12 protein-coding genes, 4 tRNA genes and 3 rRNA genes are annotated in these 19715 nt (G+C 45.1%); 18 read left to right on the forward strand and 1 reads right to left on the reverse strand.

Features of this window, described 5'->3' with window-relative positions:
• Window positions 1-36: 36 nt before the first annotated feature.
• The 14 genes from spoVG to KNL20_RS02290 all read left to right on the forward strand — a co-directional run bounded on the left by spoVG (window position 37) and on the right by KNL20_RS02290 (window position 13716).
• Entirely contained in the window at window positions 37-318 is a 282-nt protein-coding gene (spoVG, locus tag KNL20_RS02225; RefSeq protein ID WP_230399036.1) for a septation regulator SpoVG, read from the forward strand.
• Between the two features lie 200 nt (window positions 319-518).
• Window positions 519-1898, forward strand: a complete 1380-nt coding sequence (locus KNL20_RS02230; RefSeq protein ID WP_408637505.1) for an RsmF rRNA methyltransferase first C-terminal domain-containing protein — start codon at window positions 519-521, stop codon at window positions 1896-1898.
• A 167-nt stretch (window positions 1899-2065) separates the two neighbouring features.
• Window positions 2066-3310, forward strand: a complete 1245-nt coding sequence (locus KNL20_RS02235) for a PcsB-like coiled-coil domain-containing protein (protein ID WP_230399038.1) — start codon at window positions 2066-2068, stop codon at window positions 3308-3310.
• Between the two features lie 138 nt (window positions 3311-3448).
• Window positions 3449-3522 (forward strand) — tRNA-Pro (locus KNL20_RS02240).
• Window positions 3523-3676: 154 nt separating this feature from the next.
• Window positions 3677-4654, forward strand: a complete 978-nt coding sequence (locus tag KNL20_RS02245) for a hypothetical protein (protein WP_230399039.1) — start codon at window positions 3677-3679, stop codon at window positions 4652-4654.
• Between the two features lie 96 nt (window positions 4655-4750).
• Window positions 4751-5659, forward strand: coding sequence for a ribonuclease Z (locus tag KNL20_RS02250; RefSeq protein WP_230399040.1), 909 nt, complete (start codon window positions 4751-4753; stop codon window positions 5657-5659).
• A 12-nt stretch (window positions 5660-5671) separates the two neighbouring features.
• Entirely contained in the window at window positions 5672-6697 is a 1026-nt protein-coding gene (gene tsaD / locus KNL20_RS02255) for a tRNA (adenosine(37)-N6)-threonylcarbamoyltransferase complex transferase subunit TsaD (RefSeq protein ID WP_230399041.1), read from the forward strand.
• 195 nt (window positions 6698-6892) lie between these two features.
• Entirely contained in the window at window positions 6893-7603 is a 711-nt protein-coding gene (gene ispD, locus KNL20_RS02260; RefSeq protein WP_230399042.1) for a 2-C-methyl-D-erythritol 4-phosphate cytidylyltransferase, read from the forward strand.
• Window positions 7604-7708: 105 nt separating this feature from the next.
• Window positions 7709-7794: transfer RNA gene (locus tag KNL20_RS02265), tRNA-Ser, on the forward strand.
• Window positions 7795-7868: 74 nt separating this feature from the next.
• Window positions 7869-7957, forward strand: a tRNA-Ser gene (locus KNL20_RS02270).
• Window positions 7958-8316: 359 nt separating this feature from the next.
• A 16S ribosomal RNA gene (locus KNL20_RS02275) occupies window positions 8317-9845 on the forward strand.
• Window positions 9846-9952: 107 nt separating this feature from the next.
• A 5S ribosomal RNA gene (gene rrf, locus KNL20_RS02280) occupies window positions 9953-10070 on the forward strand.
• 404 nt (window positions 10071-10474) lie between these two features.
• Window positions 10475-13371: ribosomal RNA gene (locus tag KNL20_RS02285) — 23S ribosomal RNA — on the forward strand.
• The 16S, 23S and 5S rRNA genes sit together here with 3 tRNA genes alongside, the layout of an rRNA operon.
• Window positions 13372-13644: 273 nt before the next feature.
• Window positions 13645-13716 (forward strand) — tRNA-Asn (locus tag KNL20_RS02290).
• Between the two features lie 311 nt (window positions 13717-14027).
• Here the strand turns inward: KNL20_RS02290 and KNL20_RS02295 are convergent.
• Complete coding sequence (locus KNL20_RS02295; RefSeq protein WP_230399043.1) at window positions 14028-15155, reverse strand: sensor histidine kinase; 1128 nt, start codon at window positions 15153-15155, stop codon at window positions 14028-14030.
• 449 nt (window positions 15156-15604) lie between these two features.
• Here KNL20_RS02295 and KNL20_RS02300 point away from each other — a divergent pair, with 449 nt between their 5' ends.
• From KNL20_RS02300 to cysW, 4 genes are all read left to right on the forward strand, one after another.
• On the forward strand, window positions 15605-16702 hold the full coding sequence (locus KNL20_RS02300; protein WP_230399044.1) for a glycerol dehydrogenase: 1098 nt from the start codon (window positions 15605-15607) through the stop codon (window positions 16700-16702).
• Between the two features lie 319 nt (window positions 16703-17021).
• Window positions 17022-18062: a sulfate ABC transporter substrate-binding protein gene (locus KNL20_RS02305; RefSeq protein ID WP_230399045.1), complete on the forward strand. Its 1041-nt coding sequence runs from the start codon at window positions 17022-17024 to the stop codon at window positions 18060-18062.
• Window positions 18052-18897 (forward strand): sulfate ABC transporter permease subunit CysT, encoded by an 846-nt coding sequence (cysT, locus tag KNL20_RS02310; protein ID WP_408637506.1) that lies wholly within the window; start codon window positions 18052-18054, stop codon window positions 18895-18897. Before KNL20_RS02305 ends, cysT begins: the two co-directional genes overlap by 11 nt.
• Before the next feature lies 1 nt (window position 18898).
• On the forward strand, window positions 18899-19711 hold the full coding sequence (gene cysW / locus KNL20_RS02315) for a sulfate ABC transporter permease subunit CysW (RefSeq protein ID WP_230399047.1): 813 nt from the start codon (window positions 18899-18901) through the stop codon (window positions 19709-19711).
• The last annotated feature ends 4 nt before the right edge of the window (window positions 19712-19715 follow it).

Raw genomic sequence — 19715 nt, forward strand, 5'->3', positions numbered from 1 at the left:
CGATCTGAAAAAACTGCTAAGGGGGCAAAAATCGATATGAACATTACAGACGTAAGGGTACGTAAGGTTACAAAGGATGGTAAGATGAAGGCGGTTGTTTCCATAACAATCGATGACGAGTTTGTAGTACATGACATCAAAGTGATTGAAGGGGATAAGGGTCTTTTTATCGCCATGCCGAGTCGTAAGGCAACAGATGGAGAGTATCGGGATATCGCCCACCCCATCAATTCCGAAACCAGAGACCATATTCAGACCATAATTTTGGACAGGTATGAGCAGGTGATGAGTGAAAGTGTGGCAGACGAGGCTCTATAGCAATATAAAGTTGAAAAGCCGCTTGCGGCGGACACACCGCCTTTCGAACAGCACAATGGAGTATATAAAGGGACTACTGTACATGAAAATGAAGGCAGCAGTCCTTTTACATTTGCCTTGAAAATTCAGACAGTGTTCTTTATAATGATTCTAGTATAGCGGAAGCAAAACATGAGAAAGCAAAGGATGGATATGTAATGATTGCTTTACCGGAAGAATTTCTGACTCGAATGCAGCAGATGCTTGGGAAAGATTATAAAGAATTTATCATGAGTTATGATGAGCCACGTCAGTATGGGCTGCGTGTCAATACCTTGAAAATTACGCCTGAGAGGTTTCAGACCATTACTCCTTTTCCTGTCAAGCCAATCCCCTGGGTGGAGAATGGTTTCTATTATTCTGAAGATATTCACCCGGCACAGGATTCCTATTATGCGGCCGGTCTGTATTATCTTCAAGAACCTTCGGCCATGACACCAGCCGGCCGCCTTCCCATAGCGGACGGAGACAGAGTGCTCGATCTTTGCGCAGCTCCCGGAGGAAAAGCAACCGAACTGGCGGCCCGTCTTAAAAATACAGGTACTTTGGTGGCAAATGATATAAGCAATTCCAGAGCCAAAGCGCTCCTTCACAATCTGGAGCTTTTTGGGGCGGGAAACATCTTTGTGACAAATGAAAAACCGGGCAACTTGTCCCGGGCTTTTGAAGGATGGTTTGACAAGGTTCTGGTAGATGCCCCATGTTCGGGAGAAGGAATGTTCCGAAAAGCACCCGAAGTTGCAAAAACCTGGAGGACTGACCGCCCTGAATACTTTGCCAATATACAGAAGGATATCATAGCCAACGCCGTTAAGATGCTGGGAAGCGGAGGGATGATGCTATATTCCACATGCACATTCGCATCACAGGAGAACGAAGGCTCCATATCGTGGCTTTTGAACCATTTTCCGGAGATGGAGTTGGTGGAGATACAGCCATATGAGAAATTCGGGCCGGGGATACCAAAATGGGGCGACGGCAGACCGGAACTGAAAAAATGTATGCATATCTGGCCCCACCGCATGGAAGGGGAAGGGCATTTTCTCGCACTGTTACGAAAAAAGGAAGTCCGGAATACAGTGATTCAGCCCTTTTTGTCCCCCTTGAGACTGGATAAAAGTGAAAAGCTTCTGCTGGAAGAATTCATGAAGGAGCTGGGGATCAGCATTGCGACAGACCATATTGAAGCTCGTAACGGAAAAGCTTACCTGATTCCGGAATTGCCCGAGCAAGTGAGGGGGCTTCATTTTATTCGTAATGGACTTTTTCTTGGTACCTTTAAAAAGAACCGCTTTGAGCCGTCCCAAAGTTGGGCCATGGCGCTGTCAGCAGACAAATGCTCTCAGAGCATCTGCCTGCCCAGAGGTGATGCACGCATCGAAAGATATCTGCGCGGAGAGACAATTCAGGCGGAACAGGAAGCGGAAAAATTAAAAAATGGATGGAAACTGATCTGTGTCGATAAATTTTCTTTGGGTTGGGGGAAACTGCTGAATGGTGTCATAAAAAACAAGTTCTTGTGTTCATGGAGAACAAATTAAGGAAGATATTGTGCTAATTCGTCGTATAATGATACGAAAATACGACAAAATATTACAGGAATATTAAGAGTGATTAAAAAAAGCTTTCGTTTTTTACATCTATATGATATAATCAATGGCACGGGGAATAGCGGAGACGCCAAAAGGGGAAACTACGAGGTGTAAAGATGAGAGATAAAAAACGATTTTGCGCGATAGTTGTGGCGCTGCTTCTGACAATGTCAGTTGTACCAGGCTATGCAGCGACAACCCAGGAGAAAATCTCTGATGCGCAGACACAGAAAAAATCAACTGAGTCAACGCTGGAGGATACAAAATCAAAGATCGCTGTTCTTGAATCGAAAAAAAACCAGTCGGAGTCATACTTATCGGATTTAAGTCAGCAGCTTACGGAATTACAGGAAAGCCTTGAACGGCTCCGGTCGGATTCGGAAGTCAAACAGCAGGAGCTGGAGCAAGTACAGCAGGAACTTGAAGAAGCCAGGGAACAGGAATCCAAACAATATGAGGATATGAAGCTGCGGATTCAATACATGTATGAAAATTCCGGTTCGGGTTACATAGATATGCTGTTTTCATCAGAGAATTTTGGCGATTTTCTCTCCTGTGCTCAAAACATGGCAGAGATTAATAAATATGATAGAAACATGTTAGATGACTATAAGGCAGCAAAAGAACAAGTCCAGGAAAAAGAAGATAAAGTTGTGGCGGAGCAGCAGAAGATTGCCAGTCTCCAGGCTGAGAGCACAGAGAAACAGGAACAAGTGCAGGAAATATATCAGGCGACTTATATTCAGATGCGTGAATACACGGAAAATCTTGGCAGTGCACAGTCAGAAGCAAACAATCTTCTTGCTCAGATAAGTGCCCAGGAAGAAAACATCACACAACTTATGGTACAGGCTAAGAGCGAAGAAGTAGAACGCCAGCAGCGTGAAGCTGAAAAAAAAGAAGCAGCCCAGAATGCGGCCAGACAGCAGAGTGTGTCAAACAGTTCCACAGCAGGCAGGAACAACAGCGGTTCTTCCTCCGGTACCAGCAATACAAAACCATCTAGTCAGAAAAACAATAATACCAATAATGCTGCAACCCCAAGTGGAAATAGCAGCAATACAAACACACAGGCATCAGGGACCTATCTTGGAAGGTTTAAGCTGACTGCCTACTGTAACTGTGAAATCTGTACCGGCAAGTGGGCAGGCGGGCTGACAGCAAGCGGAACCACACCCACAGCGGGAAGAACGATTGCAATGGCTGGCCTTCCATTCGGAACACAGCTGTTAATTAACGGACAAGTTTATACAGTGGAAGACAGAGGGACCCAGTACGGTCATGTAGATGTTTTTACTGCGACGCATTCTCAGGCATTGAGCTTTGGGCTGCAGTATGCAGATGTGTATAGACTGAATTAACATCCATATCAGTTCAGCCATTTGAAGGTATGGCTGAACTGATATTATCTGATCTGAAAAAAGATGTTGACTTTTTCGGTGATTTTTTATATAATACATATTGCTGATATGGCAAATAATGAAAACAATTCAAAAGTACGAAGCGTGGCTCAGTTTGGTAGAGCGCTGCGTTCGGGACGCAGAGGTCGTGGGTTCGAATCCCGTCGCTTCGATTTAGAGAAACTTGTGAATATAGGGGTTTGCAAGGAGGATATCCAAATTAACGGATATCCTTTTTTTAAACTGCGTATTTTCATGAATGTTGAGATATACACAATTATGTGCTATTATGCTTTTATAAAAATCGCAAATGAGGAGCGGGAATATATGAAGAAAAGTTATAAAAAGGCACTTTTGGAGTTCTCCGAGCAGTTGGGACTGACGTTGGATACCCAGACGGCGATTATTTTCGGAGTACATAATGGATATTCTGTCTGCCTGACACCGGTGAACGAATCCTATCAATTTACTTTAAGTGTGGCAGTAAGCTATGAAGAGGGTATGCCGGATGCAAAGGTTTTGAAGGGAGCTGTATCAACATCCAGGACGGTCAGGGCTTGTGCGGTGCAAGGCTATAGAGCGAATTATTCTCTGCGTGCGGGTATGACGAAAAAAAAGACAGGGGAAAACCTGCAGGAAGCTCTTTTGGCAGTGACAAGCTATCTGCATGAAAATGCTCTGAAGAACTGCTGTCAAAGCTGTGGTGCTTCAGGTGCTGCGGAAGTCTATAACATATCCGGCACTGCTGAAATGTTGTGCGGGGATTGCTTTTCAAAACGATGCGAAGAAGTGGCAGAAAAAGAAACACAGCAAAATCAAAAGAAGGAAAACCTGATTGGCGGGATTGTGGGGGCTCTGCTTGGTTCTATACTGGGAGCGGCGGCTATTGTCCTTCTGGGACAACTAGGTTATGTAGCGGCACTATCCGGCCTGATTCTTGGGGTATGCACACTGAAAGGATATGAAATTTTGGCTGGACGTCTAAGTAAAAAGGGGATTGTTATAAGCATAATCATTATGCTTATAATGGTTTATGTTGGTAATCGGGTGGACTGGTCAATTAGTGCTGCACAGTATTTTGAAGATTTAGATATACTAACGGCTTTCCGCCTGATTCCGGATTTACTTAAGGAAGGTTATCTTGAATCCGGAGTTTATTATGGAAATCTGGCAATGGTGTATGTGTTTACTTTGGTGGGTGCCATACCTACAATTATCAGTACGCTGCGTGCGAGAAAACAGGCAAATGTAAGCCATAAGATGAGTGGGGATACAGAAAAACACTGGCCAAAAGATTTTCAATAGAAGAGGAAAGTCTTGACTAGTTATCGGAATTTGATTATTGTAAAAGAGAAGTACATTGATTTTAATGCAAAATAAATCGTAGTTAGAGGAAATTAGATGTTAGATGTATGTTTGTTAGGAACAGGAGGGATGATGCCTTTACCGAACCGGTGGCTGACCTCTTTGATGACCAGATATAATGGAAGCAATTTGCTGATTGATTGTGGGGAAGGAACGCAGATTGCGATAAAAGAAAAAGGATGGAGCTTTAAACCGATAGATGTGGTGTGTTTTACACACTACCATGCGGATCATATCAGCGGACTTCCGGGGCTGCTTCTGACGATGGGAAATGCAGAGCGAAAGGAACCTCTGACATTGATTGGACCCAAAGGCCTGAACAGGGTAGTATCTTCGCTCAGAGTGATTGCGCCTGAATTGCCATTTCAGATTCAATGTATTGAGATTACCGAGGCGGAACAAAGTTTTGAGATTGCAGGCTACCATATCACGGCATTTCGGGTCAATCACAATGTGGTCTGCTATGGCTATAGCATTGATATTCCGAGGGTTGGTAAATTTGATGTGGATCGTGCCCGCATGCAGGGAATACCGGTAAAATACTGGAACAAGCTGCAAAAAGGGGAGAGAATCGAAGCGGACGGAATGATATATACACCGGATATGGTATTGGGTGGGGAAAGAAAAGGACTTAAATTGACTTACTGTACGGATACCAGGCCTGTGCCGTCAATTTCAGAGCACGCCAAAGGAGCGGATTTATTTATTTGTGAAGGAATGTATGGCGAACCGGAGAAAGAAGCCAAGGCGAAAGAATACAAGCATATGACATTTACGGAGGCTGGAATGCTTGCAAAGAATGCCGGGGTCAGGGAGATGTGGCTGACCCATTATAGCCCCTCTCTGGTTTATCCGGAGCAATATCTGGAAAGCGTGCGAAAGATATTTCCGAATACCCGTGCATCCAGAGACGGACAATCCGCGGAACTGTTGTTTGAAGATTGAAGAAGGTCAGAGATGAATGAAAAGGATGTATTGATTTTAGCTATAGAAAGTTCCTGTGATGAAACAGCAGCCTCGGTTGTGAAGAATGGACGAACCGTATTGTCCAATGTGATTTCCTCTCAGATAAAGCTGCACACGCTATATGGAGGAGTCGTTCCGGAAATAGCGTCTAGAAAACACATAGAAAAAATAAATCAGGTAATAGAGCAGGCACTTCAGGAAGCAGAGGTCAGCCTGGATGATTTGGATGCCATAGGCGTTACTTATGGACCGGGTCTTGTGGGGGCATTGCTGGTGGGTGTGGCGGAAGCAAAAGCCATTGCCTATGCAAAACATTTGCCTCTTATAGGCGTTCACCATATTGAAGGTCACATATCTGCCAACTATATTGAAAACTCGGAACTGGAGCCCCCCTTTTTGTGTGAGATTATATCCGGAGGTCATACGCACCTTGTCATGGTCAGAGATTACGGAAAATTCGACATTTTGGGAAGGACAAGGGATGATGCGGCGGGCGAAGCATTTGATAAAGTGGCCCGTGCGATTGGATTAGGATATCCCGGAGGCCCTAAAATAGATAAACTGTCAAATGAAGGAAATCCGGATGCAATTGCATTTCCAAGAGCAAAAGTGGAGGACGCACCCTATGATTTCAGTTTCAGCGGCCTGAAATCAGCTGTTTTAAACTATCTTAATAAATGCAGAATGGCTGGCGAAAGTATTGCTGAAGCAGATGTTGCGGCGTCATTTCAAAAGGCAGTGACAGATGTGCTGGTAGATAATGCAATTCGGGCGGCCAGGGATTACAGGATGGATAAACTGGCCATAGCGGGGGGAGTGGCATCTAACCAACATCTGAGAGAAGCGATGGAGAAAGCCTGCGAAAGAGAGGGGATTACGCTTTACAACCCATCCCCTATATTCTGTACCGATAACGCTGCTATGATCGGGGTAGCTGCTTATTATGAGTTCCTTAACGGAACCAGGCATGGGTTAGATTTGAATGCAATTCCAAATTTGAAACTGGGTGAACGTTAGAAACCGGTGAATCAGTAAGTTATTTAAACAATAGCGATAGATTTCCTGTTTCAAATAAAGTTGAGCTCCGTAAGGAGCTTGTGGACTAGTACAGACAACATTAAATAACTTACTGATTCAATGCGGAATTCAGACCAGTGAAGCAGAAAGGTATTTATAATCGCCTATACTAGTTATAATGGAGGGTACACGAAAGTGGAAAAAAAGGACAAGTGTACGGCCATATTGCTTGCCGCCGGGAAGGGAACCCGTATGGGCAGCGGTGTTCCGAAACAATTTATGAATATTTTGGATAAACCGGTGTTATACTATTCCCTGAAGTGTTTTCAGGATTCAGAACTGATAGATGATGTGATTATAGTGACTGCGAAAGACATGATTTCCTATTGTAAGAAGAATATTGTCAGCCACTTTGACTTTACAAAAGTAAAAGAGGTGACACCTGGAGGTGCTGAACGCTATGATTCTGTTTATGAAGGTTTAAAGCTTTGCGAAGATGCGGATTACGTCTATATACATGACGGCGCACGTCCTTTCATAACGGAGGAGATGCTATTGAGAGGATATAAAGAGGTAAAAGCAGTAGGCGCCTGTGTAGCGGGAGTGCCGTCCAAGGATACAATAAAATTGACAGATCATGAAGGCTTAGTGAAGGAAACCCCGGACCGAAACGCAGTATGGATAATCCAGACCCCTCAGATTTTTCGATACAGCACCATCCGCCATGCATACGACAAACTTCAGAGTCAGAAGAAAGATGGAATAACGGATGATGCCATGGTTCTCGAAAAGATGGAAGGGCATCCTGTACGGGTATTTATGGGGGATTACAGAAACATTAAAATTACTACAGCAGAGGATCTTGATGCAGCAGAAATTTTTGCCGGAAAAACAAAAAAAATGTAAGTAAGTTATTGACATTAATCGTCATTGATGATAATATATCATTTGCGCGATTCACTGAATTGTTAATTTCTTAATTGAATTAAGTGGTCATGCATAACTGAATATGGAGAGGTATCGAAGTGGTCATAACGAGGCGGTCTTGAAAACCGTTTGTCCGCAAGGGCGCGTGGGTTCGAATCCCACCCTCTCCGCTCGCACTGTGAAAGGTGCGTTGTTTTTCTTTCGTTGTATTTAAATTACAAAGGGATATATTTCAGGCAGCTTTGGAGAAGTACCCAAGTGGCTGAAGGGGCTCCCCTGGAAAGGGAGTAGGTCGTTAATAGCGGCGCGAGGGTTCAAATCCCTCCTTCTCCGTTTTTGTCAGATAACTTTGGAAAAGAAACAAAAAGGTATTGACAAAACAGTATAATTTATGATAAGATAAACAAGTTGTTTTTGAAAAACACAGAACAACAAACAACTTTAAAAAATGCCAAAAAAGTTCTTGACAAACAGCATGCTGCATGATAAGATAATCAAGTTGCTGCTGAGACAGGAACACAGAAGAACCTTGATAATTAAACAGTGAAACACATCCTCGAAAGTTCTAAAAGTTTTAGTTTTGAACGATCGAAAGATCCTTATTAAATCAGTAAAAGGGATAAATTAGCTAGTTAGTTGATTTTGAACTGGAACAGACTCGCAGCATTTTCTTTTGGAAGATGATGCACATTTTATCAGAGAGTTTGATCCTGGCTCAGGATGAACGCTGGCGGCGTGCTTAACACATGCAAGTCGAGCGGAGGTTTATTTGGACTTCTTCGGAAAGAAGGAAGAACCTTAGCGGCGGACGGGTGAGTAACGCGTGGGGAACCTGCCCCATACCGGGGGATAACAGCCGGAAACGGCTGCTAATACCGCATAAGCGCACAGCATCGCATGATGCCGTGTGAAAAACTCCGGTGGTATGGGATGGACCCGCGTTGGATTAGCCAGTTGGCAGGGTAACGGCCTACCAAAGCGACGATCCATAGCCGGCCTGAGAGGGCGACCGGCCACATTGGGACTGAGACACGGCCCAAACTCCTACGGGAGGCAGCAGTGGGGAATATTGCACAATGGGCGAAAGCCTGATGCAGCGACGCCGCGTGAGCGAAGAAGTATTTCGGTATGTAAAGCTCTATCAGCAGGGAAGAAAATGACGGTACCTGACTAAGAAGCCCCGGCTAACTACGTGCCAGCAGCCGCGGTAATACGTAGGGGGCAAGCGTTATCCGGATTTACTGGGTGTAAAGGGAGCGTAGACGGCTGTGCAAGTCTGAAGTGAAAGCCCGGGGCTCAACCCCGGGACTGCTTTGGAAACTGTGCAGCTCGAGTACCGGAGGGGTAAGCGGAATTCCTAGTGTAGCGGTGAAATGCGTAGATATTAGGAGGAACACCAGTGGCGAAGGCGGCTTACTGGACGGTAACTGACGTTGAGGCTCGAAAGCGTGGGTAGCAAACAGGATTAGATACCCTGGTAGTCCACGCCGTAAACGATGAATGCTAGGTGTCGGGAAGCAAAGCTTCCCGGTGCCGCCGCAAACGCATTAAGCATTCCACCTGGGGAGTACGTTCGCAAGAATGAAACTCAAAGGAATTGACGGGGACCCGCACAAGCGGTGGAGCATGTGGTTTAATTCGAAGCAACGCGAAGAACCTTACCAAGTCTTGACATCCCCCTGCATGTACCGTAACGGGTACAGTCTTTCGGGACAGGGGAGACAGGTGGTGCATGGTTGTCGTCAGCTCGTGTCGTGAGATGTTGGGTTAAGTCCCGCAACGAGCGCAACCCTTATCCTCAGTAGCCAGCAGGTAGAGCTGGGCACTCTGTGGAGACTGCCAGGGATAACCTGGAGGAAGGTGGGGATGACGTCAAATCATCATGCCCCTTATGATTTGGGCTACACACGTGCTACAATGGCGTAAACAAAGGGAAGCAACGGGGTGACCCCAAGCAAACCCCAAAAATAACGTCTCAGTTCGGATTGTAGTCTGCAACTCGACTACATGAAGCTGGAATCGCTAGTAATCGCGGATCAGAATGCCGCGGTGAATACGTTCCCGGGTCTTGTACACACCGCCCGTCACACCATGGGAGTCGGAAATGCCCGAAGCCTGTGACCCAACCGTAAGGAGGGAGCAGTCGAAGGTGGAGCCGGTAACTGGGGTGAAGTCGTAACAAGGTAGCCGTATCGGAAGGTGCGGCTGGATCACCTCCTTTCTAAGGAAGAATAAGTAGAAGATGTGTTTTGCTGTTTAGTTATCAAGTAATGGGAAAGAAGTAAAAAAAGCCCATAGGCTTGTAAGTATCAAAACTGAATAACTACTGCTGGTGGCGATGCGTTTTGGGGAGACACCCGTACCCATCCCGAACACGATGGTTAAGACCAAAGCGGCCGATGGTACTGCACTGGAGACGGTGTGGGAGAGCAGGTGGCTGCCAGCTCCTTTAAAAAAAGTGTAGGGAACACTTTATGAGATAGAACGGACATTTGTATAAGAAGAGGTAACTCTTACTAAACGGTGCAATGTCAACCTACTCCAGCAGGGAAGTGCTGTTAGAACTGGTTTTACCAGTGATCAGAAGATACAACATTAGGTTGTGTTTCCTGATGACTGATAAATGATCAGTCAGATACGTACCTTGAAAACCGCATACAGATATAATCAATATCCAAGCGTTAATAACGTAAGATAGAGAAAAGACATCCGAGGCATCAGATACGCAAGTAGCTGATGTTACAAACCAAGCAAGAACGATCAAACGATCGATGCTTATAAATGAATCAGAAATGAATCAGTAAACACAAAGAACCAATCCGCACGCTAGCGGAGCGGTGGACTTTTAAAAGGTCAAGCAGTAAGAGCACAGGGTGGATGCCTTGGCACTGAGAGCCGATGAAGGACGCGGTAAGCTGCGAAAAGCTCCGGGGAGGCGCAAACAGCCTTTGATCCGGAGATATCCGAATGGGGAAACCCGCATGAGCAGACCTCATGCATCCATACGCGAATCCATAACGTATGGAAGGGAACCGGGGGAACTGAAACATCTAAGTACCCCGAGGAGAAGAAAGAAAACTCGATTTTCCAAGTAGCGGCGAGCGAACGGGAAAGAGCCCAAACCATGGTGCGTGCACCATGGGGTTAAGGACTGCGAAAAGGTACTTTCTGAGCTAGCCGAATGGTTTTGGGAAAGCCATCCAAAGAGGGTGAAAGACCCGTAGGCGAAAGGAAGGAAAGGCCGGCAGGATCCAGAGTACCACGAGACACGAGAAACCTTGTGGGAAGTCGGGGGGACCACCCCCCAAGGCTAAATACTCCTCAGTGACCGATAGCGCATAGTACTGTGAAGGAAAGGTGAAAAGGACCCCGGGAGGGGAGTGAAAGAGAACCTGAAACCCTGTGTTTACAAACTGTGGAAGTGCCTCAAGTGCACGACCGCGTACTTTTTGTAGAACGGTCCGGCGAGTTGCGGATGCTGGCAAGGTTAAGCATTTCAGATGTGGAGCCGAAGGGAAACCAAGTCTTAAGAGGGCGAAATAGTCAGTATACGCAGACCCGAAACCGGGTGATCTACCCATGTCCAGGTTGAAGCTGCCGTAAAAGGCAATGGAGGACCGAACGCACATCCGTTGAAAAGGGTGGCGATGAGGTGTGGGTAGGGGAGAAATTCCAATCGAACCCGGAGATAGCTGGTTCTCCTCGAAATAGCTTTAGGGCTAGCCTCGTTTTAGATACACGGAGGTAGAGCACTGAATTCCTAAGGGGGCGTCAAAGCTTACCAAGGGATATCAAACTCCGAATGCCGTGGAACCGATGAACGGGAGTCAGACCATACGAGATAAGTTGGATGGTCAAAAGGGAAAGAGCCCAGACCTGCAGCTAAGGTCCCAAAGTGCGTGTTAAGTGGAAAAGGATGTGGGATTTCAAAGACAACCAGGATGTTGGCTCAGAAGCAGCCATACATTCAAAGAGTGCGTAATAGCTCACTGGTCGAGAGGTCCTGCGCCGAAAATGTCCGGGGCTGAAACACGACACCGAAGCTCAGGAATGACTGTAGAGTCATTGGTAGAGGAGCATTGCTGATGCAAAGAAGCAGTACCGGAAGGGGCTGTGGAGCGTCAGGAAGAGAGAATGCCGGAATGAGTAGCGAGAGAGAGGTGAGAATCCTCTCGGCCGAATATCCAAGGTTTCCAGAGTAAAGCTGATCTGCTCTGGGTAAGTCGGGGCCTAAGGCGAGGACGAGAGTCGTAGCCGATGGACAGCAGGTGGAGATTCCTGCACTGCAGTAAGACAGAACTGTGGGGACATATGTGGAAAGCACGGGCGCGGAATGGAAAGCCGCGTGCAAGCGGGGTAGGAGTCCTGAAGGCAAATCCGCAGGACGATCTGAAGACGTGAAGCAGACCGAATCAAAGTAGGGAAGCGTGTGAGCCATGTATCAAGAAAAGCCGCTATTGTTCTTATTGTACCCGTACCGTAAACCGACACAGGTGGATGAGGAGAGAATCCTAAGGCCGGCGGAAGAAGCATTGTTAAGGAACTCGGCAAAATGACCCCGTAACTTCGGGAGAAGGGGTGCCTGTAGAGATACAGGCCGCAGAGAATAGGCTCAAGCAACTGTTTAGCAAAAACACAGGTCTATGCGAAACCGAAAGGTGAAGTATATGGGCTGACGCCTGCCCGGTGCTGGAAGGTTAAGAGGAGAGGTAAGCCGCAAGGCGAAGCTTTGAATTTAAGCCCCAGTAAACGGCGGCCGTAACTATAACGGTCCTAAGGTAGCGAAATTCCTTGTCGGGTAAGTTCCGACCCGCACGAAAGGCGTAATGATTTGAGCGCTGTCTCAACAATGCATCCGGTGAAATTGAAGTACCAGTGAAGATGCTGGTTACCTGCGCCAGGACGGAAAGACCCCATGGAGCTTTACTCCAGTTTGGTACTGGGATCCGGTATTGCATGTACAGGATAGGTGGGAGGCAAAGAAAGAAGGACGCCAGTCCTTTTGGAGCCAATGTTGGGATACCACCCCTGCAGTGCTGGGTTTCTAACCAGAGGCCGTGAACCGGTCATGGGACAATGCCAGACGGGGAGTTTGACTGGGGCGGTCGCCTCCGAAAGAGTATCGGAGGCGCTCAAAGGTTCCCTCAGAATGGTCGGAAACCATTCGAAGAGCGCAAAGGCAGAAGGGAGCTTGACTGCGACACCGACGGGTGGAGCAGGTACGAAAGTAGGACTTAGTGATCCGGTGGTATAAAGTGGGATTGCCATCGCTCAACGGATAAAAGCTACCCTGGGGATAACAGGCTTATCACTCCCAAGAGTTCACATCGACGGAGTGGTTTGGCACCTCGATGTCGGCTCATCGCATCCTGGGGCTGTAGTAGGTCCCAAGGGTTGGGCTGTTCGCCCATTAAAGCGGTACGCGAGCTGGGTTCAGAACGTCGTGAGACAGTTCGGTCCCTATCCGGCGTGGGCGCAGGATATCTGAGAGGAGCTGTCCTTAGTACGAGAGGACCGGGATGGACCGGCCGCTGGTGTATCTGTTGAGCCGCCAGGCTCATGGCAGAGTAGCCAAGCCGGGAAGGGATAAACGCTGAAGGCATCTAAGCGTGAAGCCCCCCTCAAGATGAGATATCCCATTCGAAAGAAGTAAGACCCCTTGAAGACGACGAGGTAGATAGGGCAGAGGTGGAAGTACAGCAATGTATGGAGCTGACTGTTACTAATCGGTCGAGGGCTTGACCTAAGCACTTGATGAATGCAAGTCACAGACGCAGCATGAATCCTAGTGCGCAGGTCGTTCCATCGAACAACGTGAGATGGAACTTCCAAACGCACCATGATTCAGCCAGCTAAATCAGTCAGGCGAGACAGACGTCGAGCCGGAACTGAAGAAACGGCAAAGCAATCATTAAGTGAGGTCCGGTGTTTACAAAAGGTGGAAAAGATGTGATAATCTGTATGCGGTTTTGAAGGTATGTTTTTAGATAAAAAGCATAAACTAACCTATAATTAAATAATCCTCGATAGCTCAATGGCAGAGCATTCGGCTGTTAACCGAAGGGTTGTTGGTTCGAGCCCAACTCGGGGAGCTTAAAAGAAGTCCTGTAAACATTATGTTTACAGGATTTTTTTAATAAATAGATGTCATACTATAATGAGAAATTTTTAGTTAGTGGAACTGATTATATAAAGCTATGAATCTTTAGAGAAGTATACGAGATATAAGAAGCTGCCACTACCTGCGTTTTAATTCGTATGAAGTCTACAGTGTCATAATCAGGAATCCATTCAGTTGGAATGTATAAAGACGACATAGGAGTATTTATTTTTTTGAAATAGGAAAGATCTAAATTTTGTTCCTTTGGTTTGCCTGGATTTTCTGTTTGTCGGAAAGTAATAGTTATTCTTTTTCCACCGTATTAAGAGGAAACAGAAGAGATACAGTAAAAACCTTCTTTTCCTGATCCACATCAATCGATGTCATCCCACCCAAGGTTTCAACAATTTCTGTAACAACTGACAGTCCAATTCCATGAAAATCCTTGTTATCTTTTGTGGATTCAGGAATCCCATTACGTAGTTTTACTTCACCGCTATAGGAGTTTGAAAGCTCAACCGTCAGCCAGTCATTGTGTGTGCTTACTCTGCTTTGCACGGTAAAAAAAGGATTGCTTTCAGGCTTTGTCTCGCTGCAGGCCTCAATTGCATTATCAATAAGATTTGAAAATATACGAACATAATCAATATCCGGCATATTGAGCCCATCTGGAATAAACAGTGTTGCGGAAAATTGAATGAAATGCTCACTGCATATATTAGCGGCGTCCTGCAAGATGGCATCAAGCAGCATGTGATTGGAGTATGCTTTGTGAACCAGAACCTGGCTTTTCATTGTATCATGGATGGTATCAAGCATCCTCTCTGCCTTTTGATATTCCCCGGAGGACAGCAGTGATTTTACCGAAGCCATCATATTCTTATAGTCATGCTTGAAAACACGGAAACTTTCCGTATATTTCTGGTAGGCCTTATAATGCTGCATCTGTAGGGAGAGCTGCTTTTGAAGCAGCTGCGTATGCAGTTCGAACTCCAGAAGTGAACTGATTCTGATGCTATGCTGAACTAACAAGATCTGGGAAATAAAACATAACATACAGGATACCATATAAGTAATATTGTACCAGGACAGAGACATATCATAATATCTTCCCAGATTGATGAACAAAAGGTAGGCTAACAGAGTGGTCTGAAAGATTGCAACAAGTCTTAACTGTGACTGGTTTCTATAAAGTTTTTCTATTTGCCTTGGAGGCGCGATGATATATCGAAAAATAAAGTGATAAATCAGTATAAGGCAGATAGTAATAAATACGGCGATGGGGTAATAAAATTCGTCGAGCCGTATGCTTTGGACACTTCGATGGGTTACTAATGCAAAACATGAAAGTACAATACCTCTTCCCCAGTAAATCACAACAACAAAGTAACTGCCCTCAAAGAGAAGCTGTGTAAAATCCATCTGATACATAAATCTTAACTCTAATATTATGGTGAAGAGAAGTAGAATAATTGCAGAATGGGAAGAAAGGTTTAACCCCCAGCTTATATGAAAGCCAGCGGTTACAAAAACGGAAATTGGAAACGAAATCCAATATCTCCGTCTTTCATAAAAATTCCATTTTTGATACAGGAGAAAAGAAATAATGTAAATTACAAACAGAAATTTGGTCAAAAATCGCAAAGCAAGCATCTCAAATCTCCTTTCGTTAAATATTGTAACAACCCCATGTCTTTACGTCAAGGCTCTGCTATTTGGTATTAAGCGGAAAAATCGTACTATTGAGCGGATTGACATAAACTACTTATAGATTGCATGTATTTAAAAAAAAGCAAAGTAAAGACTTGATTTTGTTTTCTTAAGAGTTATAATTAAAAAGAATTTTTGTTATATTATTCACAAATTATGGAGGAAATAAAATGGCTAGATTAAGGTTAATCAGGACACCGCAGAAGTATGTTCAAGGCAAGGACTCTCTTTTAAAATTTCATAAGGAAATGGGCTTTCTGGGGAAGAAGTGGTTGCTTATCTGTTCTAACAGCGGCTACAAGATGTGCCACGACAAGATTGAGAAAAGTTTTGAAAACTCAGATGACATACGTCATTATGAAATCTTTGGAGGTATTTCCAGTACTGGTGAGATTGACCGTCTGAAAAAAATCGTGGAATCGGAAGGGATCCAGGCAGTTGTGGGAATTGGTGGTGGATCAGCCATTGATACTGCAAAAGCGGTAGCGTATTATGAGGGGCTTCCGGTAGCAGTTGTACCAACGGTTGTTGCAACGGATGCACCCTGTACGGGACTTTCCGTGATTTACAATGATGACGGATCATTTAATACTTATCTTTTTTATCCTAAAAATCCGGAAGCGGTGATTGTGGACAGTGACATCATTGCCAGGGCACCCATTAAATTTCTGACTGCAGGGATGGGTGATGCGTTGGGAACATACTTTGAAGCCAGAGCATGCTACCGGACAGATGCACCGAGTCTTGAGAATGGCGGAATCACACGGACAGCCATGGCACTCTGTGAACTTTGCTATAAAACGTTGAGGGAATGTGGTGTTGGTGCAATACATGCCTGTGAAAACCAGGTGGTAACCCCGGATCTGGATGCAATTATTGAAGCCAATGTCTACCTCTCCGGCGTGGGGGCGGACAACGGGGGGCTTGCCGTAGCCCATTCGTTTTACAATGGGCTGACGGCGCTTGGAGGACATACTGCACCCCACGGTGATTGTGTAGCATTTGGTACATTGGTACAGTTGGTAATAGAAGGTGCGCCAAAGGCGGAATTTAAAGAGGTGCAGGAGTTCTGCATAAATGTTCAACTTCCTGTAACACTGGAGGAAATTGGAATTACAACAAAAGAACAGATAAAAGTCATTGCTGAAAACTCATGTGTGGAAGGTGAAACCATTCACAATATGGTTGCAGATGTAACTGCCGAACAGCTTTATGATGCGATTATTGTGGCAGATTCGTTAGGAAAAGCAGCAAAAGCGGCAAGGTAAATGCTATAGCATATTGAAAAAGCCCTGAAAGAAAGCAAAAACGTTTTCTTTCAGGGTTTTTTCGTAATCAGATAATATAAGAGGAAAAATCAAGGATGTACTATTAAATATTTCCCACTAACCCTATTGACATAATGGGAAATATATATTATAATATTTTCAAATTTTAAATCTTTACTGACTGGAAAACCAGAGGTTAGGATCTTACGCCTATACTCTGGCTTTTTTGTATACCAAAGTATGCAAGAGAAACTGCTGGTGGACTTCGGGGTACGTAAGTTGGAAGAACATTAACAATCATTAACAGGAGGAGAGTATCATGAAAAAGATTAAGTTGCTCGTTTGGTTGTGCACACTGGGGATTATGGCGGGAAGCCTCGCAGGCTGTGGAAAGCAGAATGCAAAGGGGACTTCAAAAGAGACGAAGGAGGCTTCTAAAATTACTATAACGAATGTATCTTATGATCCAACTCGTGAATTGTATGAAGCATATAACAAGATTTTTCAAGAGCATTGGAAGGAGAAGACCGGTCAGGAAATGGAAATTACGCAGTCGCATGGAGGTTCCGGAAAACAGGCTTTGGAGGTAGCCAATGGTCTGCAGGCAGATGTGGTAACTCTGGCTTTGGAATATGATATCAAATCCATAGAAGACGCAGGCCTGATTGAAAAAGGGTGGGTAGATGAATTTGAGCATGACAGTGCTCCCTATACTTCTACAATTGTTTTTCTGGTAAGAAAAGGGAACCCCAAAAATATCCAGGACTGGGGTGATCTGGTTAAAAAGGATGTGGGGGTTATTACGCCGAATCCCAAGACCTCCGGTGGGGCAAGATGGAATTATCTGGCTGCCTGGGCCTATGCAAATCATACATTTGGAGGAGATGAGGAACAGATAAAGGAATTTATGAAGGCACTTTATCACAACGTATTGGTGTTAGACTCCGGTGCAAGAGGGGCAACCACATCCTTTGTGGAAAATGGGCAGGGGGATGTTCTGATTGCCTGGGAAAACGAGGCCTATCTGTCTATTAAGGACTCAGAAGACTATGAGATCGTAACCCCAAGTATCAGTATTCTTGCCCAGCCATCCGTAGCCGTCGTAGATGAGGTGGTAGATGAACGTGGAACAAGGGAAGCAGCGGAAGAGTACCTGAAATATCTGTACTCGGATGAGGCGCAAAAAATTGCTGCTGATTATTATTACCGTCCCTCTAATCCCGATATTTTAAAGGAATATTCGGATGTATTTAATCTGAACATTAATCTTGTAACAATTGAGCAGTTTGGCGGATGGGATAAGGCTCAGGAAGTCCATTTTGCTGACGGAGGTATTTTTGATGAAATCTATGAAGAATAGAGGGAAAGCAAAAAAAGCCAGGGTGATACCTGGCTTTGGACTTTCCGCCGGCGTGACTCTTACGATGCTGAGCTTTATTGTGATCATTCCACTGGCATCTCTGGTTATTTATACAGCACAGATGGATTTTCATGAGTTTTTACATACGATAACAAGGGCACGGGTTCTGGCCAGTTTTAAGGTGAGTTTTTTGACTGCATTGGCGGCTTCATCGGTTAATGCGGTTATGGGGATGATTCTGGCATGGGTTCTCGTCCGGTATGAGTTTCCGGGTAAAAAGATTATGGATGGCATGATTGAACTGCCATTTGCTCTTCCGACCGCAGTTGCAGGTATCGCATTAACTTCCCTGACTACAGACAAGGGCTGGATCGGAAGCATCTTTGCCGGATGGGGAATACAGATTGCATATACCAGGGTGGGAATTACGATAGCCCTGATATTTATCGGGATTCCCTTTGTGGTGCGTTCTGTACAGCCGGTGCTCGAAAAACTGGAACCTTCCTATGAAGAGGCTGCGGGTGTCCTTGGAGCAGGTAAGGCTCAGATTTTCCGGCAGGTAATCTTTCCCGAAGTTCGTCCGGCACTATTTACAGGGTTTGGTCTGGCTTTTGCCCGGTGTCTGGGAGAGTATGGAAGCGTTGTATTCATTGCGGGTAATAAACCTTATTATACAGAGATTACTCCACTGATTATTATGTCTGAGCTGCAGGAATATGATTATACAAGCGCAACGGCTATCGCTCTTGTCATGCTGGCAGTTGCATTTCTTATTTTATTTGCCATGAGCCTGATTCAGGCAAAAAACAGTAAAATCTTAAGAGGAGGAAACTAATATGGAGACAAAAAAGGGGCTGACCCGGATCGTCCTGATTGGTGCCAGTGTTATATTTATGTTCCTTATGTTGATTCTTCCTCTTGCTGTGGTGCTCGTCACTGCTTTTAAAGATGGTATCAGTGCCTATCTGCGTGCGGTATCGGATTCCTATACGATAAAGGCACTTTTTCTTACCGTGGAGGCAACTGTACTGGCAGTACTGTTTAATACTATCTTTGGCCTGTTTGCAGCCTGGATGATTACAAAATTCCAATTCAGGGGAAAGGGTGTACTGACAACGTTGATTGATCTGCCGGTAACGATTTCTCCGATTATTGCAGGACTTATTTTCCTGCTGACTTTTGGCAGACAAAGTCCTCTGTATCCATATCTTAAGGATTTGAATCTGGAAGTTGTGTTTGCGGTTCCTGGCGTTATACTGGCTACAGTGTTTGTTACATTCCCATTTGTCTTCCGAGAGATTATTCCGGTTCTGGAGAATCAGGGGACAGATGAAGAAGAGGCGGCGGCTTTAATGGGAGCCGGTGGATTCACTATATTCCGCCGCATCACATTCCCCCATATAAAGTGGGCACTGCTCTATGGGATTGTATTATGTGCTGCAAGAGCCATGGGCGAATTTGGAGCCGTATCGGTACTCTCGGGACATTTAAGAGGAAAGACCAACACGTTGCCACTGCATATTGAAATTTTGTTCAATGAATTCCAATATGTACCGGCATTTGCAGTTTCCTCCATATTAGTTTTACTTGCAATTTTACTTCTGATTGTCAGAAGTTTTGTGGAGTATAAGGGAAAAGGAGATGAATGAAGCG

Source organism: Novisyntrophococcus fermenticellae (assembly GCF_018866245.1).
Taxonomy (GTDB): domain Bacteria; phylum Bacillota; class Clostridia; order Lachnospirales; family Lachnospiraceae; genus Novisyntrophococcus; species Novisyntrophococcus fermenticellae.